This window comes from Streptomyces sp. RPA4-2 (assembly GCF_012273515.2).
Taxonomy (GTDB): domain Bacteria; phylum Actinomycetota; class Actinomycetes; order Streptomycetales; family Streptomycetaceae; genus Streptomyces; species Streptomyces kaempferi.
Genome location: NZ_CP050975.2, coordinates 9,497,169 through 9,522,346 on the forward strand (window position 1 = coordinate 9,497,169; position 25,178 = coordinate 9,522,346).

A 25,178-nucleotide genomic window follows, 5' to 3' on the forward strand; every position below is an offset into this window, starting at 1 on the left:
CATGCCGGTCAACACCCCGAAATTCTTGAAACTTGTTCGCGCCGAGGTGCGCCGACACCGGTTCACGCACTCCTTCTCACCGGACGGGCCTTCCGGATGCACCCTGTCTCGACGGATGACGGATGACGGATGACGGATGACGGATGACGGATGACGGATGACGGATGACGGATGGGCGAAGGCCCGGACCCGTTGCGCGGGTCCGGGCCTTCGCCCGCAGGAGTGTCCACCGACGGCTACTGCCGCTTCTCGCCGCTCCGCCCGGTCAGCTGCGCCGCCTGACGTTCCGTCCGGGCGTCGGCGTTCGCCAGGGTTCCGCCGGAGCTTTCGAGGTGGGCGCGCACGAACCACTGGAACTGCTCCAGGGACCGCAGCTGCCCGATGAGGAGGTCCTCGGTCACCGGATCGAGCTTGCCGATCTCGGCGACGGCCGCGCGGTGCTCCTCGATGATCCCCGTGTAGACCAGATCGAGGGCGCCGAGATGGGCGATCGCGTCCGCCCGGCCGACGCTGTAGTCGTCCCAGGTGCGCTCGGCCACCAGGGCGCCCGGGGTGCCGTGGGGCACCCCGCCGAGGGCGGAGACGCGCTCGGCGGTGTCATCGGCCATGCCCCGTACCGAGTCCACCTGCGGGTCGAGCATCTCGTGCACGGCGATGAAATGCGGGCCCACGACGTTCCAGTGAATGTGCTTCAGGGTGAGGGAAAGGTCGTTGAGGGCGTGCAGGCGTGTACGGAGCAGATCGATGATCCTGCCGCCGTCGCTCGTGCTGATCCCGGGAATCGTGTAGTTCGGGGCTGTCGAAGATGCCATGATTTTATTCTTTCTTTCGCGTCGTATTCCCTGCGAGAGTTCTCGGAATGCCGCGTCGGCGGCGTGGCTACCAGCGGTACCAGCGTCCACGGCGGCCGCCGGCCGCACCGGGGCGTACCACGAATCCGAGGAGCCAGACGGTCAGCACAATGACAGCGATCCACCACAGGGCCTGGACGGCGAAGCCGGCGCCGAAAAGCAGCAGGGCGAGCAGAAGAACCACGATCAGGGGAACCATCGGTATCAACCTCCAGGACGTCAGGTGCCCCGGTTCCCTTGGGCCACACATTCCCCGCGGGGCTTACTCGCCCCGATTGCGCCAATACCAGATCGCCCCCGCGACGAGCGCGAGGAGCGAGGCGAGGGGCAGGATCAGGCCCGGGATGCGGGCCGCGATCACGACGCGGCTCCGACCGGCAGGCAGGCCGGAGCGGCCGGGGTGTGTGCCATGGGTGTCTGCTTTCGATGAACTGCGGGCCGGCTCGATCCGTACGGCGAAGAGAACAGGCCGAACGGTACGCGCGGGCCCGGGTGGCGGGGCCTCAATGATGGCCTCGGGACGCGCCGTTGAGACCCGTCCGGAACGGCTGGACTTGTGTGTGGCGGCCCCTCGTGGCCCGGCCCAGACGTCATTCGAACGGCTGAACGACTTTCTGGTGACTGGCTCGTTGTCCTGTCGTGAGCATCGTCGATGCGGAGATGAGGAACCGATGAGCCGACAACGCAAGGGGCGCAGGCACCGCACGGTGAACATGACGCCGCGTCCGGTCGGACGGGCCGGGGCACCCCGTGCTGTGCCACCGGCGACGGCCGGTCGTGAGGAAGTGATGGCCGGTCGTGAGACGCCGGCGACCGGGCGCGCGGCGCGGGCGACCGGTCGTGAGGAGCCGACAGCCGGTCGCGAGGAACCGAGAAGCAGTCGCGAGGCACCGGCGACCGGGGACGAGGGCGTGTCGGCGGCCGCCCGCGCCCCGCTTCCCGAACAGAGCCAGGGGGACGAGGAGCACCCCGCCGTTCTGCGCAGGGTGCGGGAGAGCGGACTGAGCCGCCATGCGGTGCGTACATGGGAGCAGTTGGCGAGCGCCGGGGTGAAGGGGTCCGGCCTGGACGAACTCTGCGCGGCCGTCGGCTTCCAGGAAGCCACCGTCCTGCGGCATCTGAAGGGGCTGGCCGACCAGGGGCTCGTCGTGCGGGAGGAGTCCCTCTGGCGGGCGGCCGGCGCGGGCCGGGAGCCCGGAGCGCCGGAGCGCGAAGAGGCACCCGAGCCCGTCGTCTCCTAGCGACTCGTCAAGGCGCGCCCGGCGAAGGTGTCTCCTCCGCCGGGCGCGCCCCCGCCCGCTCGATGTCCGAGATACTCGTATTCCTCCCGGGCGGGTGACGAGGCCGCCCACGAGGTTGTGTCGGCAGGCGTCTTGGGGGCATCCGGAGGTCACCATTACTTCGGAAGAGGAGACATCATGCTCGGCATCGTCGCGGCGGTCCTGCTGTTCATCGCGTTCCTGATCAACGCCGCCGACATCTCGACGAATGACGTGTTCACATCAACCAACGTCATGCTCATAGGACTGGCCCTGCTCGCTCTTCACGTCGCGGGGATCGGCAGTGGCTGGGCGGCCCGTGGCCGCAGGCGCTGACGCGGGGCGGGCGGAGGATACGCGCACGCCGGTTCGGCCGTGCGGCCTGACGGCACTTGTGGGGGGTGACTTGCAGTCTTGCGGGCCGACGCGAGATGGTTGCCGGAAGGAAACTGTTCTCGTCCTCGGAAAGAAGGTTGTGGGCACGCAGTCACGCGCCCTTGCTCGTGGACACTTCCCAGCAGCCTCCCGCCGGCCCGCGCGGTATCGATTCCGGTACGACGTGGGGCGCCGCCCCCTACCCCGTCCTGGTCGCCGATCCGTCCGGTGATGTCGTCGAGGTGAACGCGGCGGCGGCCGCCCTGTTCCCGAGCGCCGTTCCCGGCGCGTGGCTGCGTTGTGTGGTCCCGGCGTGGATCGCGGACGCGCACGCCCGAACCGGTTCCCCCGCGGCGGACCCGGGGGACGCCGCGTCCGGATCTCCCGCCGTGGAGCCCGGCGACGCCGCGTCCGGACCTCCCACGTCTCCCGTCCACGGCCCGGTCGGTGACCGGACCTTCGAAGCGCATCCCACCCGCACGGACGACGGTGACGTGATGTGGTGGCTCGTCGACGACACCGACCGGCGACTCGCCGAGGACGCACTCGCGAGCGAACGCAAGCGCACCGCGTTCCTGGCCGGCGCCTCCAGCGCGCTGCTGTCGTCACTGAACGTCGAACGCTGCATGGAGGTCACCGCCCGCCTGGCCGCCGAACACCTCGCCGACGCCGCCGTGATCGTCGCTCCGCCGCGCGGGCGGAAGGTACCGCTGACGTACTGCGGGCCCGACGGCGACGTCGTGCACCGGCAGGTCCAGGCCGACCTGGAGCAACTGCCCGGCCTGAGCGACGCCCTGCGCGGATTCCCACCCGTACCGTCGCGCTGGATCGATCCGGCCGCCGTTCCCGAGTGGGCCGTCCCCGACCGGTTCACGGATCCGGTCGGCTCCGCCGTCGTGACACCCCTGCCCGGCCACGGCGTACCGGCGGGCGCCCTCGTGCTGCTGCGCTCCGGACGGCAGTCGGCGTTCACCGAGAGCGAGGAGTTCTTCGCCCGCCTCTTCGCCTCCCGGGCGGGGGCCGCGATGTCGGCGGCCCGCATGTACGCGGAGCAGGCGGCCATCACGACCACCCTGATGCGCGATCTGCTGCCGCCCCAGCTCCACAGCGTGCACGGCGTGGAGTTCGCCGGGAAGTACCTCCCCTCGGGCCAGGCCGACCGCGTGGGAGGCGACTTCTACGACGTCCACCCCGGCACCGACGAGGGGCAGGAAACCCTGGTCGTCCTCGGGGACGTGTGCGGCAAGGGCCTGGACGCCGCGGTGCTCACGGGCAAGGTCCGCAACACGGTGCAGGCGTTGCTGCCCTTGGCCGAGGACCACCAACGGCTGCTGGGACTGCTCAACGGGGCGCTGATGAACTCCCATCACACCCGCTTCGTCACCCTGGCCCTGGCGTCCGTCGTCCGCAGCGGCGGGACGGTCCGTCTGCGGGTCACCAGCGCCGGACATCCCGCTCCGCTGATCGTCCGGGCCGACGGTCTGGTCGAGACGGTCGAGACGCGGGGCACACTGGTCGGCGCGTTCTGGGACATCACTTCCACCACCGTCCAGGTCGAACTCGCCCCGGGGGAGACCTGTCTGTTCTTCACCGACGGCATCACCGAGGGCAGGGGCGGCCCGCTGGGGAACGAGTTGTTCGGCGTCCGGCGACTGGAGTCCGCGCTGGCCCGGTGCGCGGGCCTGCCCGCCGAGGCCGTGGTCGAGCACATCCAGATGCTCGCCGCGCAGTGGGTCGGGCGTGGCGGCCACGACGACATGGCGACCGTCGCGGTCACGGCACCGCACCACGCGCACCTGAGCGCGGTGAACGGCCACACCCGGGGCAGGTACACCGCATGACGCGTCTGTCCGTCCGCTGCGACGACCACGAGGGCGCCGTGCTCGAACGTGCCCGCGACCGCCTGTGGACGGCGGTCCGCGCGGGCGACGAGCGTGGCGCCGCGGCCGCGGTCTTCGACGCCCTGGGACCCGCCACCGACGCCGAGACGGTTCTGCTCGACGTGATCGCCCCCGTGCAGGTGAGGGTCGGCGCGGAATGGGCGGCGAACCGGCTGACCGTCGCGCAGGAACACACCGCCACCGCGATCCACGAGCGGGTCATCGGAGCCCTCACCCGGCGCCCCGGCCACCGGAACGACACCCCGGAGAGCCCCCGCGTCACGGTGGCCTGTGTGGACGGCGAATGGCACGGACTGCCCGCCCGGCTCCTGACGGAGGTCCTGCGGCTGCGCGGCTGGAAGGTCGACTTTCTCGGCGCACACGTACCCACCGCACATCTCATAGGGCATCTGCACCGCACGGGCGCGCAGGCCGTGGCCCTCTCCTCCTCCATCCCCACCCATCTGCCCACGGCGCACACGGCCATCACCGCCTGCCAGGCGGCCGGAGTGCCGGTCATCGCGGGCGGCGCCGCCTTCGGACCCGACGGCCGCTACGCCCGGACACTGGGGGCGGACGCCTGGGCTCCGCACGCCCGAGACGCGGCCGCGACCCTCGAACGGGGCGTGCGCCGCCCCGATCCGCTCGCCGCCCACCAGGCCGTGGACGCCTTGCCCCACCTGGGCGACCAGGAGTACACGATCGTCGTCCGCACGGGCCACCTGCTCGTCAGGGAGACGATGGCCCGGTTGGAGGCGCGCTTCGAACCCATGAGCAGCTTCACCGACCGGCAGCGCCGGCACACCGCCGAGGATCTCGCCCACCTCGTCGAGTACCTTGCCACCTCGCTCCATGTCGCGGACGACGAGCTGTTCACACGGTTCGTCCTGTGGACGGCCGACATCCTCACGGCCCGTCATGTCCCGGCCCACAGCCTCGACATCGCGATGGACCTGCTGGCCGTGCAGCTCAAGGACTTCCCGCGGGCCCGCCGGACCCTGGCCCGGGCGCGGGAGGCGCTCGCCACCCGAACGCCGTCACCACAGGTCCCCGGCCACGGAAAGTCCGCATGACCCCTTCGAACCCCCCGCCCTTCACGGTCACCGTCGAGACCGAGGACGGCACCGTCCTGGTCCGTGTCGCCGGAGACCTCGACTTCGAGACGTGCGACGAGCTGATGAAGGCCGTCGAGCGGTGTCTCGGCGACCGGCGCGACGCCGGTGAGGAGCCGGCCGATCTGCGCGTCGACTTCTCCGGGCTCGGCAGCATCGACTCCACGGGCCTGTCCACGCTGCTGATGATCCGTCGGCTGACGGACCTGGCAGGTGTCCGACTCCATCTGGACGAGCGTCCCCTCGCCCTGGACCGGCTCCTGGGCATCACCGCCACGCTCCACCACCTCACCGCGCCCCGCGCCGAACACGGCGGTGAGCGACGGCCCGGCACGGGCTGACCTCCGAACGGCTGTACGCGGCTGTCACGCGCCATGGCGAATACGCCGACGCGCCGGAATCTCCGCCGAATGCGATCCGGATAGCAGGGTATTTGCTGCTCTGGAGCACGCTGGAGGCGGTTTCCCCCCTCCCGTGTTCTCCCTCCACCGGGTTTCCCACGGGTGAGTTACCGGCGGAGCGAACCGGCCACGCAGGAGGAAGAAAAGATGACGATCGAAAGAATTTGGTCGTATGCGCCGCATTTCCGCAGCCCGGAAGCGCAGGACCTCACGGGGTACGCCGTCGAGGCGACCGACGGGACGATAGGGCATGTGGACCGGCAGGCCGACGATTCCGGGATGCGCCACCTCGTCGTCGACACCGGTGTGTGGGTGTTCGGAAAGAGCGTCCTGGTACCCGTGGGCGTTGTCGCCGACATCGACTCGCACGCGCAGAAAGTGACGATGGCATGCACCAGGGACGAGATCAAGTCGGCGCCGCGCTTCCGGACCGACAGCGAGACCCTGGACCCCGAATACCTCGCCCGGGTCGGCAAGTACTACCGGAGCCTGCCGCCGAGGCAGCCCGCCTGATGGCGGCCGCAGAGAACAATCCCCGGGCCCGGGGCCGCCGGCGGTACGCGGCGCGGCCGCCGCACGCCCCGGTCCCACGGAGTGGACGTCGTATCCGCAGGCGTGCGTCCGGAGACCCTTCTCGAGCCGAAACGCACACGGGACACGTGATGTCCGTGATGCCCGGCCTGAAGGGTGTCCTCGCACCAGCAGACCAGAAAGAGTGTTCAGATGCCCGACGAGTTGGAGGCCACCGTCACGTACGCGGAGGCCCAAGACGCGTTCGTGGTGCGAGTCGGCGGCGACATCGACCACGAGAGCGCGCCCCAACTGGAGGAAGCCCTTGATCTCGCACGACGGGTGGGCGCCGCTCGCACGGTCGTCGACCTGTCGGGGACCGTCTTCGCGGACTCGTCGATCCTGCACGTCCTCCTGGAAGCGCAGCGCGCCCATCGGGCCTGCGGCACGTTCATGGTGGTGTGCGGGCCCTTCAGAGACATCGTCCGGAGGCTGTTCGACGTGACGGGAACGGAAGGGTTCTTCGTCCTCACCGACAGCGTGCGGGCGGCGATGACGGTGCCGGATCCGGCGGTCGGGCGATGAACGCGGTCGGCCTCCCCCGGCAAGGTGCGACCCGCGAGGAAACCGTATGAGAGCAGCAGAACGCAGGGACATCACCATCACGGACCAGAACGACGCACTCCAGCGCACGTCTCTCACCGCGCCGTCCGCCCGGCCGCCGACATCCTCGCCATCGGCGGCTCGGGCGGCCGGGACGGCCGAGGTGACGAGCCCCGCGTCGGCACGCCGGCATGTGGGGTCGCTCGTGCGCGAACACTGGGAACACTGGGACTCCGCCGGTGGGATGCGTCAGGAGGCCGTCGTCGACCTGCTTCTGGTGGTCTCGGAACTGGTCACGAACGCCATCCGCCACGGTGACGGCCTGGTCGGATTCCGGGCGACGCCGACCGAGGAGGGCGTCCGTCTGGACGTGGGCGACAACAGCGACGTCGTGCCGGCCGGCGCCTTCGGCCTCGCGTCGGTTCCCGAGGGGTATCGGCCGAACGGGTACGGATGGCCCCTGATCAACCGCCTCGCCCGCGGGATCACCGTCGAACCGTCCCCGGGCGGCGGCAAGACGATCCGGGTCCTCGTCCCGCTGACATGACAGCCCGCCGGCGGCCGTCCCCGCGCCGCGGCGCCACGCGGGACGGCGCCCCGCGGGAGACGGACGAGTCCCGGAGGCCGGGGAGGCCGCCCCGCCTTCCCCGCCGCGCGACCGCCTGCGATGATCGTCAGCGGACCGTGGCCGCGCCCGTGGGCGGTCGCCCGCCCGGACGCGTCCGAGCCGGACCGGGGCAGGATCCGACGTCGCCGATGAGGAGCCCGAGTTGACCTTTGACGTCGGCGCGTTGCGCGCCCAGATCCCCGCCCTGCGGGCCGGCCTCGCGCACTTCGACGGTCCGGGCGGAACACAGACGCCCGCCCCGGTCGTCGCGGCGATCGCCGGCGCGCTCGAGGGCCCCCTCTCGATCCGTGGCAGTGTCGCCCCGGGAGAGGCGAACGCGGAGGCGCTCGTCAGGGAGTTCCGGCAGGCCATGGCGGACCTGCTTGGCGTGCACCCCTCCGGGGTCGTCTTCGGCCGCAGTGCCACCCAGCTCACGTACGACTTCTCCCGGACGCTCGCGAAGGACTGGGCGCCCGGCGACGAGATCGTGGTCAGCCGGCTCGACCACGACGCCAACATCCGGCCCTGGCTGCAGGCCGCGCGGTGGGCCGGCGCCGAGGTCCGGTGGGCGGACTTCGATCCGGCGACGGGCGAACTCCCGCCGTCGGCCGTGGGCGAACTGCTCACCGAGCGGACCCGGCTGGTCGCCGTGACCGCCGCCTCCAACCTCATCGGCACGATCCCCGACATCCCGGCGATCGGCCGCCTGGTCCACCGCGCGGGCGCCCTGCTCCACGTCGACGGAGTGCACTACGCGGCACACGCCTTCGTGGACCTCGCGGAACTCGGCGCCGACCTCTTCGTGTGTTCGCCCTACAAGTTCCTCGGCCCGCACCACGGTGTCCTGGCCGCGTCCCCCGACCTGCTGGAGACGCTGCGGCCGGACAAGCTGCTGCCGTCCACCGACGCGGTCCCGGAGCGCTTCGAACTCGGGACGCTGCCCTACGAACTCCTCGCCGGCACCCGCGCCGCCGTCGACCTGCTCGCCGGTCTCGGAACCGGCCCTGCGCAGGGACGCCGCGCACGCCTCGGATCCGCGCTCCGGTCGATCGAGCGCCACGAGCGGAAGCTGCGGGACCGGACGGAATCCGGACTGGCCGCACTGGACGGCGTCACGGTCCACTCGCGGGCCGCCGAACGCACGCCCACCCTGCTCCTGACCTTCGACGACCGCGACGCGGTGGACGCCTACCACTTCCTGGCGGAACGGGGCGTCCACGCGCCCGCGGGTTCCTTCTACGCGCTGGAGGCGTCGCGGCACCTCGGGCTGGGCGACACCGGCGGCCTGCGCGTCGGGTTCGCGCCGTACAACGACGAGGGCGACGTCGAGCGACTCCTGGAGGGCTTGGCCGCGTTCCTGAAGTCGTGACCTGGCAGGGGAGGAACCACTCCCGCGCGACGCGGCTCACCGGTATCGGCGGCGGCCCGCGTGCCCCGCGATCGGCAGGCCCCGGATACCGGTGAGCCCCGATACCGAGACCGGTAGGCCCTTGCCGTCCCCAACCTCATAGGGCAATACGCCTAGTGCTCCGGCGCGCCGAGCATCCGCAGCGCGTCGTCCAGTCGGAGCGGCCGCGGCAGTCCGGGTCCCGAGTCCCCGTCCCAGCCCGGGCCGCCGAGGAGGACCAGGCTCCGCGTCCGCGCTCCGCGTACGCCCCACCGCGTGCCGGCGACGTGCCGGGCGAGGGGCAGGTTCGCCGTGGTGCGCGACTGCGCCCACAGGACCACCGCCGAGGGGCCGACCCGTCGTACGGCCGCGGCCAATGCCTCGGCGGGCACGGCGCCGCCGAGCATCAGGGCCGGCACCCCCCGCTCCGTCAGCACGGCGCCGAGTGCCTCGAGCGGCAGGGTGTGCGGCTCGTCCGGAAGGCAGGCCAGCAGGACGGGCGGGCCGCCCGTGCGCGGCTTCCGCACCGAACACACGTACACATGCCGCAGGGTGGCCGAGATGTGCCAGGACAGCAGGTGCTCGACCTCGACGTACCGGTCGCCCGACGACTCCCACTTGCGCCCGACCGCGCGGAGCGTGGGCGCCATCACCTCGGCCCAGGCCGTCGCCAGTCCGTGGGTCTCGACCACGGCCGTCAGCAGGCTCTGGACGGCCGCAGCGTCCAGTCGTACGGCCGCACGCGCCAGGCCCCGGCACTCCTGTCGTACGTCTCCGAGCGGCAGACCGGTCCCCGACCGTGAGGTCGGCGCCTCCGCTGGGCGGACCGTCGCGGGTGGTGACTTCGCCGCCCGCGGTTCGGCCGGGGGCCGTACGAGGGCGAGCGCGGGGGACCGGCCGCGTCCGCGGGCCCGTTCCTTCGCCGCGCGGGCGGCCTCGGCGGGAGGCAGACCCGCGGCCGTGAACCGGCACATCTCCTGGAGCATGGCCACGTCGTCGGCTGTCCACCGCCGGTGGCGGCCGTCGGTCCGCAGGGCGGGACCGATCCCGTACCGGCGGTCCCAGGACCGCAGCGTCGTGGGCGACACCCCGAGTTTCCGCGCCAGGGAACCGGTGGTCACCCCCGCGTCCGTGGGTCGCGTGGCCGCCTGCTCGCTCACCTGCATGGGGCGGCCCCCGCCGGCAGGGCGCCGGGTGGCGCCGGGGTACGGGAGCACGGCCTCGTGAGGCGTCCGAGTGGGCGGAAGCAGCGGATCGTCACCAGTGGTTCGCCTCGATTCGAGCACCGTCCGGGAGCGGCGGTCCGCCCGGCTCACCGCTTCTTCGGCGCTCGGGGGCTCCACGGATGCACGAGGACCCGGCCGCCTCGACCGGAGCCGGTTCAGGAGTCCCGGGCGGAGCCGTCGAGAAGCGCCCGCAGCACCGCCTCGGGGTCGCAGAGCACCGACCGGAGCCTGGCCTCCTCGTACACGTCGCCCAGGAGCGAGCGGGCGGTGTCCTCGTACCGCTCACACACCGGGCCCAGTTCCGGCGTTCCGCGCTGCGGATGCCCGACCGCGCCCCAGTACACCTCGCCGGCCCCGTACGCGGCGACCGCCGTCTCCGCCTCACCCCGCGCGGCGAGCGCCGACGCCAGCAGGTCCAGGCCGAGCGCGAGGCCGAAACTGTCGCCGATGTGCCGTTTCCCGTCCAGCATCGACAGGGCGTGGACGGTGGCGTCCTCGGGGCGGTCCTCGAAGAGGGAGATCAGCGCCAGCTGGTAGTCCGTGTACGAACGGGTCCACCACTCGCCGCGCTCGACACAGCCTTCGCGCAGGTCCTCGGCCTCCGCGCGCGCCTGCTCCAGCAGCCCTTCCGCGGTCAGGGCGAACACGCGCACCAGCCGGCACAGCATGCGGCCCGCGGAGGAGAACGCCGTCCCGCCCACGGCCGCCAGGGTCCGGTCCACCTCGCTCCGGGCCGCCATCGGAAGGCCCTGGAGCAGATGGGTCAGCCCCAGCAGATACGCCGCCAGCAGGATCCCCTCGTCGTCGTCCTGGGCCTGGGCCCGGCGATGACAGAACCCGGCGAGTGTCCGGAAGGGGTCGCGCTCGCCGCGCAGGACACGGGTGATGCCCAGCGCCCACAGCGCCTTGGTCCTGACCGGCCCGGACTCGTCGGACAGCGCCAACGCGTCCTCCAAGTACGAGGCCGACTCCCGCAGATGTCCGCAGCAGCTCCAGAAGAAGCCGACGAGACCGGCCAGTTCGAGTGCCGCGCGCGGCCGGACGGACAGCAGATGGTCGAGCGCCGCGCACAGATCGGCGTTCGCCCGGTCGATCCGCCCGTACCAGCGGGCCTGCTCCGGACCCGGCCAGCCCGCGTCGGCGTCGCGGGCCAGCTCCAGGAAGTACTGGGCGTGCCGGTCCGACAGCTCGGCGGTCTGGCCGAGTTCGTCGAGCCACATGCGCCCGTACTCCCGGACGGTGTCGAGCATCCGGTGGTGATCGCCGTTGCGCGACAGGACCGACTTCCTCACCAGCCCGGCCAGCGCCGGGTCCACGTCCGACGCGAGGAGCGGGCCCCCGGCGCACACGGCGCGCACCGTGTCCGCGTCCACGACGTCACGGAACACGGACAGACGTGCCCACATCAATCGCTCCTGGGGCGTGCACAGTTCGTGGCTCCAGCCGACCGAGGTCCGCACCGCCCGGTGTCGCGCCGGACCGGCGGGCAGGGCGTTCCCGCCGTCCGCCGCGATGTCCAGCCGGGATCCGAGCTCCCACTCGACCTCCGCGAGCGTACGGTGCGACAGCTGCCCCGCGATCAACTCAAGGGCGAGCGGCATCCCTTCGAGCCGTTGGCACAGCCGGGCGACCGCCACCAGGTCCGCGGGGGCCGACAGCACCGTTCCCGCGGCGGAGGCCCGGCGGCAGAAGAGTTCCACGGCGTCGGTGGCCGGCGGCAACGGCCCCACGGGGACGACGTGTTCGTCCGGCAGACCGAGCGGTTCGCGGCTGGTCGCGAGCACGCTCAGCGCGGGGCAGGCCTTGAGCAGGCCGGCGATCACCGGCCGGCAGGCCGCGAGCAGGTGCTCACAGGAGTCCAGCACCAGCAGGACGTCCTTGTCCGCGAGCCAGGTGCCCAGGGCGTCCAGCGGCATCGTCGTCGTGTGGTCGGAGAAGTCCAGCGCGTCGGCCATGGTCGCGACGAGCAGCCGCTCGTCCTGGAGGGTCCAGAGGTCGGCCCAGGCCACCCCGCGTGCGCCGAGGCGCAGGACGCGTTCCGCCGTGTGCAGCGCCAGACGGCTCTTGCCCACGCCGCCGACCCCGGTCAGCGTGACCAACCGGTGCCCGCGCAGGGCCTCGGTGAGATGGGTGAGTTCGTCGCGGCGTCCGACGAAACCGGGCGGAGCCTCGGGCAGGTTTCTCAGCACGCCCGACAGTCTGTCGTCCTGTGTCCCTCCGCGTTGCGGGGTTGGCCCGCCCGGTACCCGGACTTGAGGAGTCCGCTCCCGTCGACGCCGGGATTCCGCCGCCCGGGGGGCCGTCGACGGCCGGTCACTCGGCGGGGGAGGGCAGCCTGCTCCGCGACGGTGCCAGCGCCCATCGCACCACCGAGGTCACGGCACCGCCGAGGGGACGTACGAACAGCCCGTCCACCACCGGGAGTCGGGGCATGCCGAGCTCCGCGGCGGCCCATGAGGGCAGCAGGGAGACGGCGTTGGCGGCGAGGACCCCGTACGGCACGCGGGCGACGAGCGGCACGGGCGGGTCGAGCAGCAGGAAGCGCGCGGTGGCCCGCGCCTCGGGGGTGGCCCGTAGTTCACCCCGGTACGCGGTCAGTCGTGCGGCGAGCCCGGCGCGGTTCGTCGGCGGGTCGGGGACCCCGAGTGCGACGGCGACCCGGGCCGTGTCCGCGACGTACGCGTCACCGTCGTCGTCGGACAACGGGCGTACACCGTAACGCTGGTGCGCGCGCAGGAAGCTGTCCGTCTCCGCGAGGTGGACCCAGCCGAGCAGCCGCGGGTCCGAGGCGTGGTACGGCGTGCCCTCGCCGGTGACTCCGCGCACCCGCTCGTGGACCGCGCGAACCCGGTCGCAGGCCTCCTGCGCGCTGTCGGCGGTGCCGTACGTCGTCACCGCCAGGAACGTGCTCGTGCGCTGCAGCCTGCCCCAGGGGTCGCCCCGGAAGCCCGAGTGGGCGGACACGGCGGCCATGGCGAGTGGATGGAGCGACTGGAGCAGCAGGGCCGAGAGCCCGCCGATGAACATCGACGCGTCGCCGTGCACCCTGCGGATGGGTCGGTCCGGGCCGAACCACCGGGGTCCGGGCGTGCCGTGGATCCGGGCCCGGGTCGCGGGGCCCTCGGGTCCCGCGACCCGGGCGAAGAGGCTGTCTCCCAGCCGTTCGCGCAGGCGGGGGCCATGCGGTCCGGTCGGTCTCGTCATGGTGGCCTTCCGTCGGGCGGTGTTCCCGTCGGTCCCGCTGTGCGGGCCTTCCGCCGTCGACGGCGGAAGGCCCGGGGACCACGTTCCATTGTCCCTTCGGCCGGGGACACGGCACCGTCCCGTCATGGATTCCCTGCCCACGCGCCCTCGGATGCGGTCAGGGACCGGTCCTTGCCCGCGACCGCTCCCCGATCCCCCGCCACCGTCCCTCTCCGTTCGTCCTCGTGCTCCGGACTCCCGCGGGGGAGCAGCGACAGAGTCGATGCAGAGTCGATGCGAGTTGCCGCTTCGCATCGAATCTCCGCATGGTGGCGGGGACGGAACGGCTCCGAACGACTGGAGCCCCCGGCACCTCCGGGACGGCCACGCCCTGACGGCGGGGCGAACCGTCCCGGAACCGGGACGGATTCCGCCCGGCACGAGGAGCAGTCACCATGACCGCACAACAGAGCACCGAGCGGACCCCCGACGCCGCGGTGCCGAGGACCGCGGCGAGTGAGTCGCTCACCGACGAGGAACTCGCCACCGGTTTCGCGGGCGGCGACGAGCAGTGTCTGGCCGCCGCCTACCACCGCTGGGGCCGGCTCGTGTACACCCTGGCCCGGCGTTCCCTCGGGGACGCCGCCGAGGCGGAGGACGTCACCCAGCTCGTCTTCCTCGCCGCGTGGCGGGGGCGCGCCGGGTTCTCGCCCGAGCGCGGCGCCCTCGCCGCCTGGCTCGTGGGGATCACCCGCCGCAAGATCGCCGACGCGCTGACGGCCCGCACCCGGCGCGCCGACCTCGTCGCGGCGGCCGGCGCGGTGATGTCCCTGACCGCTCACGCTTCCGCGTCCCCGGCCGACACGGTGCTCGACCGGGTCCTCCTCCGGCACGAGCTGGCCCGACTGCCCGCACCGCAACGCCGGGCCCTCAGCCTCGCCTTCTACGACGACCTCACACACACCCAGATCGCGCAGCTCACCGGATGGCCCCTGGGGACGGTCAAGAGTCACGCCCGGCGCGGGCTGCACCGACTCGGCAGCCGACTCAGGGAGGAAGCGGGCACCGGCGGCCGGCGCGGTTGAGGCGTCCGCGCGTACAAGCAAGAAGGAGGTCCGGCCGCCTCGTACACGCACGGTGCGCCGTACCGCCCCCGCCGCTCCGCTACACGGCGGGACCCCGGGAGGGCGCCGCCTGCCGGGCGGACGCGGACCCCGGGGACGGCACGTCGCCAGTCGAGACGGGGACGCCGAGCGGACGGGCCAGACCGACCACGCCCTCGTCCAGCCGCTGCAGATGCCGCAGGACACGCGTGGTGACCCGGTCGTGGCGGGGGCCGTCCGGTCCTTCCGGCTCCAGCAGGGCGGCGAGACTCGCGCCGGTCTCGGCCACGCCCTCCGTGTCGTCGTCCTCGACGCGCGCGACGAGCACCTCGATGTTGTGCGCGATGCGCCGGCCGGCCCTCTTCAGACGCGGATCGGCCGCGATGGTCTTGCTGTGGGGGAGAAGTTCCGCCGTCGCCGCCAGCGAGCGCGCGTGATAGGCGCACGTCTCCAGCAGGGCCACCAGATAGCGGGCCGTCTGGCGGCGGGAGCGCAGCGGCGTGATTGGATGGGTCAGCGGCTGGACGGAGGACCGCAGATCGTCCAGCGCCTTGTCGAGATCCCGTGCCCTGTCCAGCAGATCGAGCGTGGGGCCGCCACTGAGCTGGTCCACCGCCGCGCCCGTGACGTCCCCGAGCCGGCGCAACACCGTGGCCAGCAGTTCGTCGGTCCGGCGGTCGGTGTGCACCGGCAGGACCAGGGCGGCCGCGATGACCCCGCAGACGGCACCGAGCGCGGTCTCCTCGATGCGCAGGACCAGCACCGCGGTGCTGTAGGTGTTGAGCAGGGTGTACAGCAGGCCCAGCATCGCCGTGACGAAGAACGACATCAGGGCGTAGGACAGCGGCGCGGTGAAGAACATGGCGAAGATGAACAGCAGGACGAGCCCGAACGCCGTCCATGTGTGGGTGCCGACCAGGCCCGCCAGGAGGGCACCGGCGACGACACCGAGGACGGTGCCGATGAGCCGGCGGTACCCCTTGACGAGGATCTCCCCGGTGGACGCCGTGTTCAGGAACACGACCCAGCAGGTCAGCACCGCCCAGTACCAGCGCTGACTGGAGAGGAACTCGCCGCCGACGATGGCCAGCGCCGAGCCGGCCGACACCTGGACCGCGGTCCGCGTCGTCGGACGCTCCCAGCCTCTGCGGTCGCTCTCCTCCTGCTCGGCCTCCTCGGACCCGGCGATGGAGACGTCCTCCGCGTCCAGCTCCTCGCGGGACCGGGTCGTCGACGGAGTGTCGTCGGACTCGTCCTGCGGCCCGTCGAGAGCCAGTCGCAGACCGAGCACGGAGCGCGCCGTCTCGCCGATGCCGCGGAAGACGTCCTGCACGGCGGTCGAGGCCTGCGGCAGGTTCTCCTCGTCGCGGTAGCCGAGGAGCCGGTTGCGCAGGTGGGCCAGCGCGGTGCCGCGGTCGTCGGTGATCGGGCGCAGGACCAGCAGGCGCAGCGCGTCGAGATCGCGGCGCAGGGTTGCGGTGATGCCGTCCTGGGCCCGGAGGCGGTCTCCGGCGGCGGGAACGGGTGCGTGCGGAAGGTGCAGGGTGAGCGTGTCGGCCCGTTCCGCGCTGCGGGCGGTGAGCAGGAGCACGCCGAGCCGCTCGGCGGCGATCTCGGCGTCGGCGACACGGCGCTGCACGAGCGAGGCGGTGGCGCTGTCGCTGGTCCCCTCCGCCAGCTGTCCCTGGATCATCATCGCGCTCTCGTGGAGCCGGGCCGTGTGCCGCCGCAGATCCTCCAGTGCCTTCTCCACGCGGTCGGGTCCGGCGTCCAGCAGTTCGATCTGGGCGGACACGAGCTGGGCGATGCGGGCCCGGAAGGCCTTCCGCAGCCGCTCCAGAACGCGTTCGGGCGTCTCGGGCACGACGACGAACCGCACCAGCGCGCTGCACACGAACGCGATGGCTAGCGTGACGCACAGGCCGGGCAGCGCGGAGAAGGTGGCCCTGACGAAGAGCGAGACGAAGTAGATCTGGAACCCGATGAGTCCCAGGGCGGTCCCGCGGTCCCCGAACCGGCGGCTGTACACCGCGGCGAAGATCAGCGCGATGAAGAAGAGGTCGCCCACGACGACGGTCTTGTTGAGCAGCGCCCCCAGCGACATCGCGGCGAGCGCCACGGGTAGTCCGAGCAGGAGCGTCAGTGCCTGTTCGCGGCGCTGTTTGTCCTTGATGGCGAAGGTGCCGACCATGGCCGCCATGGCTCCGGCCACCATGTGCGTCACATCTACACTCAGGACAGCCAGTACGGCGAGCGTGAGCGCGATGGCGCCCACCGTCCGCAGCCCGGCCATGAGCCGCAGCAGCCCGGGATCCGATGCCTCGAATCGGTCCCAGATCCTTGTCCGGCCCGCCCGTGTCGCTGTCCTCACGCTGCCTTTCGTCCCCGCTCTCCGCCATGATCAGCGTTTCCCAGCATGGCACGAGTCGCTGTCCGTGCTGTCGAGCGGGGGCCAAGGGCTGTCCCGTGATCCCCGGCGCGCGCACGACGACAGGTACGGCCACCGCGCGCTGATCCACCGGCGTTTACGGGACCAGCCCTAGCGACACTCGAGGAAGACCTCGTCGCTGTAGCACCACGCCCAGGTCTCGCCCTCCTCGGCCGACCGGGCGATCGGATGCCCCGTCCGTTCGTGGTGTGCCGTGGCGTGCCGGCCGCGGGAGCTGTCGCAGCAGCCCAGGTGACCGCAGGTGAGGCAGCGCCGGAGGTGCACCCACCGTTGTCCTTGGGCGGCGCACTCCGCGCAACCGGTCGCGACGTCGGGTCCTTCGCCGGTCCCGGGGGAGGACCCGATGCCCGGCACCACCTGCCCCAGGTGCGAACAGCTCCTCCCTTCGGGGCGTCCCCCGTCGGCGGCGACCGTCCATGTCCCCATCGGTCCTCCACGGCGTAGGCGGGGTTTTCCTCCGGGCGACGGTGCCCGGCCCCACCCGTTCAGAAAATCACGGTGCCCCATCGATTGGCCGATGCGGGCTGCTCGGGCCGGGTCCCGCGTCCGGCCGTGGTCCCGTGTCCGGCCGTGCCCCGACGCCCCGGAACCGTGTCCGTCGCGTCCGCGCCGCGCACCGCCGCCGACCCGACGGGCGCGGACGCCGCCGTGGCCGTGGTCGACGCGGTAGAAAGCCTGCGCCGAGAGACCTGACCCGGTGATTCGTTGATCCGATCAGCTGGTGACATGCTCGGAGAACGAGTGAGCGCGAGGCAAGGAAACGCCTGGCGTGTGCCGCGCGCGGATCAGCAGGGCTGACGCCACACCCCGAGCTCCAGCTTCTTGCGCATGGAGGACAGCTTCAGTCTGCGTGACTCGGCGCAGAACGCGCTCGTCGGCTCCTTGTACTCGACATGGAAGACCGCCTTGCCCGCCGCGATGAACGGACTGAGCCGCGCGCACTCGTCGTACTGGGCGCACTCCTCGTTGACCGCGAAGTCGAAGTCGCCCAGGAGCTGAGGGATCTGCGGAAGGTCGTTCTTGAGCCCCACGGACATCCCGCGCGCGTGTGTGATGCGGGCGATCATGCGGTTGTACGCCAGCTGGTCGCGCGCGGTCAGCGGGAACCCGGTGTCGTTGCCGTACCCCTCCACGAGGTCGGGTTCCACCGCGTCGAACCCCTTGTCGCGGCACATGTCGACGCGGCGTTCCATGATCGGCCGTAGTACGGACAGACGGCGGATGTCCAGCCAGCGTTCGCCCGCCCAGCCGTTGTCGGCCCCCAGCACCGAGCGTGGGAAGTCGTCCTTGTCGGGCCGGAAGTTCTCCCAGGCGCCTACGTTGACGTAGCAGATGACCCTGCGGCCGGCACGGTGGAGACGGGCCACGTCCGCCGCGGTGTTCTCGAAGCCGTCGATGTCGTAGACGGGCACGTCGGCCGAGGGCCGGACCTCTCCGTCGAGCTGCCACTGCCAGGCCACCCCCGGCCTGGGCTGCCAGCGTCCGGGCCGGTGACGGCCGGTGGCGGCCGGTGCGGTGGAGCCGGCCGAGGCGGTCGCGCCGCCGCCGGGTGGCGGCCGGTGCGTCGCGCCGGGGGAGCCGTCGGCCGGGCCGTCCGAAGAAGGATCACGACCGTCGGAAGAAGGATGACGACCGTCCGAAGCCGGATGACGTCCGTCCGCGGAAGGGCGTCCGCCCGAGGCCCGGTCCTGGCCGTCGGACCCGGAGCACCCCGTCAGCATCGCGGCCACCAACAGGCCGACCAGTGTCAGGCGCGCCCCCGCGGAGTGTCTCATCGCTCCGCCCCGCTCAGCGCGGGAGTCAACTGCGCCCAGGGATTCGGGGGTTCGCCGGTCACGGGTCCCGAGACCGCCGCGCCGCGTTCGCGCGCGGTGCGCACGGCGAGCGGCACCAGCGCCTCGGGCACACCGTAGACCAGATGGCAGAACCTCTCGGGCGGGTGCCGGGCGGTCCACGCCGGTCGGCTGAACGCGGACACGTACGTCGACCAGTGCCCCTCGAAGGTGACGATCAGGTCGGCGACGCGGGCGTAGCCGGGAGCCGGATGGACCCCCGGATTGAGGACGACGGTCCCGACGCCCAGCCGGCGGACCTCCCGCACCAGCCTTCTGCAGGCGGGGAGTTCGGCCGGAGCCGAGGTCACCTGGTCCAGGAAGCAGCCGTCGGCCGCGTACCACTCCCGGTGCCGCGCGACGTCGCCCGCGACCTCCGCCCGGGGACGCGCGCCGTAGTCGGTGTCCACATATCCGAGCAGGCGCGCGCCGGCCGCCCGCAGCGCCCCGGCCGCCGCGGTGAACGCGGGGTCGGGGCTCGTGCCGGGTCCGTTCGCGGGATTGAGGACGACCGCGTACGTGTGGGTGGCGGCCGTGATCAGCCGGTGCCAGGCACCGGGGTCCTCGGCCGGATGGACATACAGCGGAATCAGCAGACTCATGGCGCGCGGCCGCCTTCCGGGCCGAGGGGCGGGTTCGCGGTCGTGGCCGCCCAGAGCGCAGTCAGGGAGTCCTCCAAGGTGTGGGACGGCCGCCAGTCCAGGGCGTGGGCGGCGGCGGTGATGTCGGAGCACTGCCACGACACCTGACCCGAGCGCGCGGATCCACCGCCGTTCTCCTCGATCCGCCCCCGGAAGCCCGCGGTGCGCGCCAGCGTCCGTACCAGCTCGCGCACCGGGACAGCCTCCCCTCCGCCGATGTTGAGGACATGGGGCAGCGGCCCGGCCGCCGTGACCGCGAGCGCCGCCGCCTCCGCCACGTCGCGTACGTCCACGAAGTCGCGGTAGGCCGACAGGTCGCCCAGCCGGATCACCGCGTCCGGGTCCTGACCGGCCGCGCGCAGCAGCCCGGCGATCCGGCCGGGCAGCCCGGTGGCCGGCGCACCGGGTCCCACCGGGTTGCCCACGCGCAGCACCACCGCGTCGAGTCCGGACGTGGTGACGGCGACCGTGCCGGCGAGCTTGCTGGCGCCGTAGGCGGTGACGGGCCCAGTGGCCGCCGACTCGCCCACCGCCGTCTCCGGGACGCCGGGGCCGTACTCGGCGGCCGAGCCCAGATGGACGAGACGTGCGGCGGGTGCCGCCTCCCGCAGTGCCGCGCACAGCACGGCGGGGCCACGGGAGTTGGCCTCGGTGAGCGTCACGGCGTCGCCGTCGGTGGATCCCGCGCAGTTGATCACGGCGTCGGGCGCCACCGACGCCATGGCCTTGGCCAGCAGGTCCGTTCGGGCGGTGGCGAGGTCGACGCCCAGGTCCGCGGCGGCTGAGCGCCCGCCGCCGAGCACGTGGGTGCCCGGCAGGGCACGCAGCCGCTCGACGACGTGAGCGCCCAGATAGCCGGTGAAGCCCAGGACGAGAATGCGCATGCGGTGGTCAGGCTCCCTTGAGCAGCATCGACTTGCGGGTGGTGAATTCGGCGTTGGCCCGGTCGTAGTCGTCGGGGCGACCTATGTCGAGCCAGTACCCGTCGAACTCGTAGGCGTGCGGGGATTTCTGAGCCTTCAGCAGGTCGAGCACCAGCTCGTCGAAGCCCAGTGGCAGGCCCGCGGTGTAGCCGTCGAGAGTCGACTTCGACAGTCCGTAGACGCCCATGGAGACGTTGTAGTCCATGCTCGGCTTCTCGGTGAACCCGACGACCCTGCTCGCGTGGGTGGTCAGTACCCCGAAGTCGATGTGCACCTTGCGGGTGTAGGTGGCGATGGTCAGCGGAGCGTCCGAGGCCCGGTGCTGCCGCAGGACGTCGGCGTAGTCGAGGTCGGTGAGGATGTCGCCGTTCATCACCAGGAACGACTCGGGCAGGCGCTCGCGCATGGTGAGCAGCGGGCCCATGGTGCCGAGCGGGCTCTCCTCGGTGGCGTAGTCGACGGCCATGCCCCACTGCGAACCGTCGCCGACATAGGCGCGGATGATCTCGCCGAGGTGCCCGATGGCGATGGTGCAGCCGGTGAATCCGGCCGTGGCGAGCTGGCGCAGCACGATCTCGAGGATGGCGTGCTGGTCACCGATGGGAACGAGCGGCTTGGGCAGCGCGGTGGTGTAGGGCCGCAGCCGGACGCCCTTGCCTCCCGCCAGGATCACTGCGTGCATGGGACTCCTCCTTCATGGACGTGCCGGACGGTCAGATGTTGTAGATGCCGGTCTTGTAGCGGCCGAGATTGGCCGGGTCGCGGAAGAACTCCACGGTGTGCGCGAGACCCTGCTCCAGGTCGTGGCCGGGGCTCCAGCCGGTCGCCTCGGCCAGCCGCGTCGCGTCGGCGACCAGCCGCATCACCTCGGAGTTGGCGGGCCGGATGCGCTGGGCGTCCTCGCACACCTCGATGGCGGTGTCCATCACCTTGCCGATCAGCGTGACCAGGTCGCCGACCGAGATCTCGCCTCCGGTACCGGCGTTGAAGGTACGGCCGACCACCTGTGCGGCGGGTGCGGTACCGACGGCGAGGAAGGCCTGCGCGGTGTCCTTGACGTAGGTGAAGTCGCGGGTGGGGCGCAGATCGCCGAGGGTGATGGTGTGCGCGCCGGCCGCCACCTGTCCGATGACGCTCGGGATCACCGCGCGCATCGACTGGCGGGGGCCGAAGGTGTTGAACGGCCGAAGCGTCACCACCGGGGTGTCGAAGCTCGCGTGGTAGCTGTCGGCGAGCCGGTCCCCTCCCGCCTTCGAAGCGGCGTACGGCGACTGGGTGTTGATGGGGTGGTCCTCGGTGATCGGGACGGTCTGCGCGGTGCCGTAGGTCTCACTGGTGGAGGTGTGCACCAGACGCGGGATGCCGAGGGCGCGCACCGCCTCCAGGACGTTGAGCGTGCCGGTGACGTTGGTGTCCACATAGCTGTGCGGGGCCTGGTAGGAGTACGGGATGGCGATGAGGGCGGCCAAGTGGTAGACGCAGTCGGCGCCTTCGAGGAGACCACGGACCGAGCCGGGGTCCCGGACGTCTCCGAGGACGATCTCCACCTGGTCGAGGACGTCGGAGGGCAGGGTCTCCAGCCAGCCGTAGGAGGCGAAGGAGTTGTACTGCGCCATGGCCCTCACCCGGTGCCCGGAGGCGACCAGTGCCTCGGTGAGGTGAGAGCCGATGAAACCCTCGGCTCCGGTGACGGCGGCGAGCGGTGCGGAGGTCAACGCGTGTTTCCTTCCGGTCGGTTGCGCGGATCGGTTCGAGGCGTCGCGCACGGCCCTACGGGGGCCGGCTTCGTGCGGTGGTGCCGGACGTGGTGCGGTGTCCGGTGGTGCGTGGTTCCGTACGGCCGGGCGCCGGCGGTGCCTGGTTCCGTACGACGGCGCGGTGTCCGTTGGCGCGTGGTGGCGTACGGCGGCCCCGGCCTGGCGGGTCAGGCATGCGAGGCGGGGCGCCCGAGCAGCCGCAGCGCGCACACCGTGAGACACAGCGCGGCGGCTCCGCAGGACAGGGGCAGCACCGCCGTGCCAGGTGGCAGCGGGAACAGGGTGAGCGTTCCGGCCGCCGCCGCTGCCGTGAGGCACACCCCGGCCGGTGTCCAGGCCACCCCGAACGCCTGGAGCAGCAGCGCCGTCCACAGCGTCGCCGCGAGCGGCAGCAGCGAGGCCGGCTCGGCACCGGTGAGCAGGGCCGCGGGCAGCAGCGGAAGCAGATAGACGAGCAGACACAGGGCGAGGACACCGGCCGAACGCCACCGGAACGCGGCCGGGGTGGCGGTCGCCCGCAGGGCCGCCACCGAGAGTCCCCGGTAGCGGTACAGCAGCCACTCGGCCGGTCCCATGCTGACGGTCAGCACGATCACGCCGTACGGATCCCGGTGGCCCTCCAGGAGCACCAGCAACCCCGCGGCCAGGCCGAACAGTCCGTAGGGCAGCGACCGCAGCAGCCGGGGCCGCGTGTCGTCCGCCACCGGGACGGCGACCAGAGTGGTCCGCAGGGCCCAGGCGGCCGCGGCGACCGTCCCGAGGAGCGCCAGCAGCGGCAGCCCGGCGCGCAGCAGCGTGCCCGGCTCCCACCACGGCAGCACCGCGGCGCCGCCGATCAGCGGGGTGAGCGCGGCCAGCAGCAGCCGCTCCCGGCCCAGCACCAGCAACACCCCGGCAGCCGCCAGATACACCGACTGCGCGGCCGCGACCAGGGTCGCGGTACCGGCCCCGGCGAGGGCTGCCCCGGCGGGCGTCGCCACGAGCGCGCCCAGGGGCGCGCCCTTGAGGAGCGTGCGGCCCGCCTCCCTGCGACCCGTGGTCATCCGCAGATAGGCCCGGTGCCCCAGCGCCTGCCCCCAGGCCCAGGACACCAGCCCGGCCAGGATGAGGACATGGGTGTGGCGGTCGGCCTGCCACAGCCGCGCGGACAGCAGATAGGCCAGTCCCGGCAGCGCGAACAGGGCTCCGCGCAGGGCGCACCGCACATGGTCGGGGCGCCACGGATCGGACGGCTTCGCGGGCTCGGGGAAGGTGCGTGGCACCCGCTCGAACAGGGTGGAGGCGAGCGAGAAGAGATGGGGGTGTCCGTACCGCTGCTGGATCACCTCCGCGGTCAGTCCCTCCGACTCCAGCAGCGCCGCCACCTCGTAGGGGTGGACGGCGGGTCCCACGCGGTCGGCCAGCTCGGCGGCGAGCCGGTCGACCGCGTCGTGGTCCGGGCCCTGGTCCGGCAGACGCAGGGCGAGGGTGCGGTCCTCGGCGAGCCGGAAGGACAGCGTGTCCCCTTCCGCCGCGCCGGGTTCGAGCGCCATCGGTCCGCTCATCCGGCCAGGCTCCTCTGCCGCTCGTCCGCTGTCGTGAGTTCGGCGGCGGGGTCCGCCGCCCACGGGTCGCGCGTCGTGATCCGGCCGAGCGCCGACAGTTCCAGATAGATGGAGCGGAAGGTGTCGACGGTCTGGCGGAGGGTGAACTGCTCGATCACCCGCAGCCGTGCCGCCTCGCCCATCGACCGACGGCGAGCGGGGTCGCCCAGCAGTTCCAGGGCGGCGGCGGCCATGGCGGCGGGATCGCGCGGTGGTACGACGAGACCGGTGTCGCCGACGGCCTCCCGGACGCCCCCGACGTCCGTGGAGACGGTCGCGCGTCCGCAGGACATGGCCTCGATCAGGGTGAACGGGAAGCCCTCGCTGATGCTGGAGAGCATGACCACGCTGCCCGCGGCGTAGGCGTCCTTGATGTCGTCGACGCGGCCCTCGAACGTGACCGCGTCCGCGTGACCGAGTTCGGCGGCCAGCGCCTCGCACCGTTCCCGGTAGCCCTCGCCTCCCCGTGGTGTTCCTCCGAACAACCGCAGCCGCAGAGCGGGGAGTTGGGTACGGGCGAGAGCGAAGGCGCGGATCAGGGTCTCCAGGTCCTTGATCGGGTCGACACGGCCCGCCCAGCTGAGGGTGGGCTCGGCCGGCTCGGGCCCGGCGGGCGGGAACGCGGCGGGGTCCACGCCGTTGTACACGGTGCGGATCGACTCGGGGTCGGCGCCGCCCTGTTCCTCCCACAGCCGGTTGTAGCGGTTGCCCGGGGTGATCAGCGCGGCCCGCCGGTAGGTCTCCTCGGCCAGCAGCCTGAAGAAGCCCAGGACGACGGCCTTCACCGGCCAGCGGTAGGGCGCCGTGCGGTATCCGAGGTAGCGCTCGCGCAGATAGACGCCGTGCTCGGTCAGCAACAGCGGTACGCCGTGCTGTTCGAGCGCGGCCAGTCCGGGCAGGACGGCCACGCCGCCGCTGACCGCGTGGGCCACGCCGTCCTCGGGCGGCGGTACCGCAAGGGGACGCAGCGCGTGTTCCAGCAGGGCGGTGGCGGTGATCGCGTCGTGGAGGGTCGGCCGGGCCTCGCGCACCGCCAGTCCGGGGCGGTTCCAGACCGAGGTCAGGATGGCGATCGCCCGGTCACTCCGCAGGAAAGGGCTGAGCATGCCGTCCGCCGCGGCCCGCGCCATCACCTGGAGGGCGGCGCCGAACCTGTCCTCGGCGCACGGGTCGAGCAGGGCGGTCAGGAACTGCTCGTACGCGGTGGCGAGCCGGTTGCGGCGGCGTCCGCGCGGCGGACGGCCTTCGGGCGCGGGTCCCCACATGGGTACGGAGACGACGCGCGTGACGTGTCCGGGGATGTCCCAGACGAGCGGTTCGCGCCCGGTGCCGGTGACGGCGACGACGTCGAAGTCGATGTCGGGCATACCGCCGACGAGTTGGTCGCACCACACACTCACGCCACCGTGACTGTGTGGATACGTTCCTTCGGTGAGCAGGGTGACGCGCGTCGCGCCGGGGCGTCGCGCGCCGTGGTGAACGTGCATCGGTGTGCT

Annotated in this window: 24 protein-coding genes; 10 read left to right on the forward strand and 14 right to left on the reverse strand. The window is 72.4% G+C overall.

Going from position 1 to position 25,178, the window contains the following annotated elements:
• Window positions 1–236: 236 nt before the first annotated feature.
• Both HEP85_RS41945 and HEP85_RS41950 read right to left on the reverse strand, forming a co-directional pair.
• Window positions 237–812, reverse strand: coding sequence for a Dps family protein (locus HEP85_RS41945; RefSeq protein WP_168532619.1), 576 nt, complete (start codon window positions 810–812; stop codon window positions 237–239).
• Window positions 813–879: 67 nt separating this feature from the next.
• Window positions 880–1,050 carry a hydrophobic protein gene (locus HEP85_RS41950; RefSeq protein WP_168532621.1) on the reverse strand — a complete coding sequence of 57 codons (171 nt, stop codon included), beginning with the start codon at window positions 1,048–1,050 and terminating at the stop codon, window positions 880–882.
• Window positions 1,051–1,639: 589 nt separating this feature from the next.
• Between HEP85_RS41950 and HEP85_RS41955 the strand changes: the two genes are divergently transcribed.
• The 9 genes from HEP85_RS41955 to HEP85_RS41995 all read left to right on the forward strand — a co-directional run bounded on the left by HEP85_RS41955 (window position 1,640) and on the right by HEP85_RS41995 (window position 8,967).
• Window positions 1,640–2,092, forward strand: a complete 453-nt coding sequence (locus HEP85_RS41955) for a hypothetical protein (protein ID WP_168532623.1) — start codon at window positions 1,640–1,642, stop codon at window positions 2,090–2,092.
• 177 nt (window positions 2,093–2,269) lie between these two features.
• Window positions 2,270–2,446 carry a hypothetical protein gene (locus HEP85_RS41960; protein WP_148014566.1) on the forward strand — a complete coding sequence of 59 codons (177 nt, stop codon included), beginning with the start codon at window positions 2,270–2,272 and terminating at the stop codon, window positions 2,444–2,446.
• 167 nt (window positions 2,447–2,613) lie between these two features.
• The gene (locus tag HEP85_RS41965; protein WP_248002574.1) at window positions 2,614–4,326 is read left to right on the forward strand and encodes a PP2C family protein-serine/threonine phosphatase; all 1,713 of its coding nucleotides are present in this window, start codon (window positions 2,614–2,616) and stop codon (window positions 4,324–4,326) included.
• Window positions 4,323–5,438, forward strand: a complete 1,116-nt coding sequence (locus HEP85_RS41970) for a B12-binding domain-containing protein (protein ID WP_168532627.1) — start codon at window positions 4,323–4,325, stop codon at window positions 5,436–5,438. Before HEP85_RS41965 ends, HEP85_RS41970 begins: the two co-directional genes overlap by 4 nt.
• Window positions 5,435–5,818, forward strand: a complete 384-nt coding sequence (locus HEP85_RS41975; RefSeq protein ID WP_168532629.1) for an STAS domain-containing protein — start codon at window positions 5,435–5,437, stop codon at window positions 5,816–5,818. The genes HEP85_RS41970 and HEP85_RS41975 overlap by 4 nt, the downstream gene beginning before the upstream one ends.
• Window positions 5,819–6,025: 207 nt before the next feature.
• Window positions 6,026–6,391 carry a PRC-barrel domain containing protein gene (locus tag HEP85_RS41980; protein ID WP_168532631.1) on the forward strand — a complete coding sequence of 122 codons (366 nt, stop codon included), beginning with the start codon at window positions 6,026–6,028 and terminating at the stop codon, window positions 6,389–6,391.
• A 210-nt stretch (window positions 6,392–6,601) separates the two neighbouring features.
• A complete protein-coding gene (locus HEP85_RS41985; RefSeq protein ID WP_168532633.1) occupies window positions 6,602–6,973 on the forward strand; it encodes an STAS domain-containing protein in 372 nt (123 codons plus the stop codon).
• A 46-nt stretch (window positions 6,974–7,019) separates the two neighbouring features.
• On the forward strand, window positions 7,020–7,538 hold the full coding sequence (locus HEP85_RS41990) for an ATP-binding protein (protein ID WP_168532635.1): 519 nt from the start codon (window positions 7,020–7,022) through the stop codon (window positions 7,536–7,538).
• Window positions 7,539–7,761: 223 nt separating this feature from the next.
• Window positions 7,762–8,967: a cysteine desulfurase-like protein gene (locus HEP85_RS41995; protein WP_168532637.1), complete on the forward strand. Its 1,206-nt coding sequence runs from the start codon at window positions 7,762–7,764 to the stop codon at window positions 8,965–8,967.
• Between the two features lie 152 nt (window positions 8,968–9,119).
• On the opposite strand, the gene HEP85_RS42000 is transcribed toward HEP85_RS41995, so the two are convergent.
• The 3 genes from HEP85_RS42000 to HEP85_RS42010 form a co-directional block, all read right to left on the reverse strand.
• Complete coding sequence (locus tag HEP85_RS42000) at window positions 9,120–10,151, reverse strand: MerR family transcriptional regulator (RefSeq protein WP_356012406.1); 1,032 nt, start codon at window positions 10,149–10,151, stop codon at window positions 9,120–9,122.
• A 215-nt stretch (window positions 10,152–10,366) separates the two neighbouring features.
• Window positions 10,367–12,400 carry a regulator gene (locus tag HEP85_RS42005; RefSeq protein WP_168532639.1) on the reverse strand — a complete coding sequence of 678 codons (2,034 nt, stop codon included), beginning with the start codon at window positions 12,398–12,400 and terminating at the stop codon, window positions 10,367–10,369.
• Window positions 12,401–12,524: 124 nt separating this feature from the next.
• Window positions 12,525–13,415 (reverse strand): oxygenase MpaB family protein, encoded by an 891-nt coding sequence (locus HEP85_RS42010; RefSeq protein ID WP_168532641.1) that lies wholly within the window; start codon window positions 13,413–13,415, stop codon window positions 12,525–12,527.
• 434 nt (window positions 13,416–13,849) lie between these two features.
• Between HEP85_RS42010 and HEP85_RS42015 the strand changes: the two genes are divergently transcribed.
• Window positions 13,850–14,479, forward strand: coding sequence for a sigma-70 family RNA polymerase sigma factor (locus tag HEP85_RS42015; protein WP_168532643.1), 630 nt, complete (start codon window positions 13,850–13,852; stop codon window positions 14,477–14,479).
• Window positions 14,480–14,558: 79 nt separating this feature from the next.
• Here HEP85_RS42015 and HEP85_RS42020 read toward each other — a convergent pair whose 3' ends face one another.
• From HEP85_RS42020 to pelF, 9 genes are all read right to left on the reverse strand, one after another.
• Window positions 14,559–16,790 (reverse strand): FUSC family protein, encoded by a 2,232-nt coding sequence (locus tag HEP85_RS42020; RefSeq protein WP_168534616.1) that lies wholly within the window; start codon window positions 16,788–16,790, stop codon window positions 14,559–14,561.
• Between the two features lie 246 nt (window positions 16,791–17,036).
• Window positions 17,037–17,453: a UBP-type zinc finger domain-containing protein gene (locus HEP85_RS42025; protein ID WP_348772482.1), complete on the reverse strand. Its 417-nt coding sequence runs from the start codon at window positions 17,451–17,453 to the stop codon at window positions 17,037–17,039.
• Window positions 17,454–17,731: 278 nt separating this feature from the next.
• A complete protein-coding gene (locus tag HEP85_RS42030) occupies window positions 17,732–18,721 on the reverse strand; it encodes an endo alpha-1,4 polygalactosaminidase (protein WP_369658074.1) in 990 nt (329 codons plus the stop codon).
• Window positions 18,718–19,380, reverse strand: coding sequence for a spherulation-specific family 4 protein (locus HEP85_RS42035; RefSeq protein WP_168532647.1), 663 nt, complete (start codon window positions 19,378–19,380; stop codon window positions 18,718–18,720). Before HEP85_RS42035 ends, HEP85_RS42030 begins: the two co-directional genes overlap by 4 nt.
• Window positions 19,377–20,303 (reverse strand): NAD(P)-dependent oxidoreductase, encoded by a 927-nt coding sequence (locus tag HEP85_RS42040; RefSeq protein ID WP_329294197.1) that lies wholly within the window; start codon window positions 20,301–20,303, stop codon window positions 19,377–19,379. Before HEP85_RS42040 ends, HEP85_RS42035 begins: the two co-directional genes overlap by 4 nt.
• A gap of 7 nt (window positions 20,304–20,310) precedes the next feature.
• On the reverse strand, window positions 20,311–21,024 hold the full coding sequence (locus HEP85_RS42045) for a sugar phosphate nucleotidyltransferase (RefSeq protein WP_168532649.1): 714 nt from the start codon (window positions 21,022–21,024) through the stop codon (window positions 20,311–20,313).
• A gap of 31 nt (window positions 21,025–21,055) precedes the next feature.
• Window positions 21,056–22,057 (reverse strand): SDR family NAD(P)-dependent oxidoreductase, encoded by a 1,002-nt coding sequence (locus tag HEP85_RS42050; protein WP_168532651.1) that lies wholly within the window; start codon window positions 22,055–22,057, stop codon window positions 21,056–21,058.
• A 209-nt stretch (window positions 22,058–22,266) separates the two neighbouring features.
• On the reverse strand, window positions 22,267–23,643 hold the full coding sequence (locus tag HEP85_RS42055; RefSeq protein ID WP_369658075.1) for a hypothetical protein: 1,377 nt from the start codon (window positions 23,641–23,643) through the stop codon (window positions 22,267–22,269).
• Entirely contained in the window at window positions 23,640–25,169 is a 1,530-nt protein-coding gene (pelF, locus tag HEP85_RS42060) for a GT4 family glycosyltransferase PelF (RefSeq protein ID WP_248002383.1), read from the reverse strand. The genes HEP85_RS42055 and pelF overlap by 4 nt, the downstream gene beginning before the upstream one ends.
• Window positions 25,170–25,178: the final 9 nt, after the last annotated feature.